Source organism: Bacillus sp. AF23 (assembly GCF_020861455.1).
Lineage (GTDB): Bacteria > Bacillota > Bacilli > Bacillales > Bacillaceae > Bacillus > Bacillus halotolerans.
In genome coordinates this window covers 1-419 of the sequence record NZ_JAJHVY010000052.1, presented here as the reverse complement: position 1 = coordinate 419, position 419 = coordinate 1, and the positions used below count along the sequence as shown (strand labels likewise).

Below are 419 nucleotides of genomic sequence, written 5' to 3'. Positions count from 1 at the left end.
AATTAGAGATTACGCCGGATATCTTCTTTGGTTATCCGACGATAGAGAGGTTAAGTCAGTATTTCCTTGAACGTTATTCTGATGAAATGCAGTTTTTTTATCAAGAGGCTGTAGAGGTTTCTGCTGTAACAGAAGAAATTATTACAGAAGTACAAATGGATCAGGTGAAAGAAAGAAAAAGAGTAAGGTATAACCATGCTAGAAAGAGAGTTAAGGCTTCAACTGAAAAAGAGCCGATTGCCATCATTGGAATGAGCGGAAGGTTTCCGGATGCAAGGAATGTAGAGGAACTATGGTCCATTTTACTCGAAGGCAGGGAAGTAATCCGTAAGCTCCCGCATGAGCGAGTTCGATTGTGGCAAGATTATGAAAACACTGAGGCTGGCAAATCAGTGAACAGAAAACTTGGAGTGGTACCG

General features: G+C 41.1%; 1 protein-coding gene. It reads left to right on the top strand.

Annotated elements, in window-relative coordinates; genetic code table 11:
• The coding region (locus LNN34_RS21795; RefSeq protein ID WP_229044615.1) for a beta-ketoacyl synthase N-terminal-like domain-containing protein at positions 1 to 419 on the top strand (419 nt) is incomplete at both ends.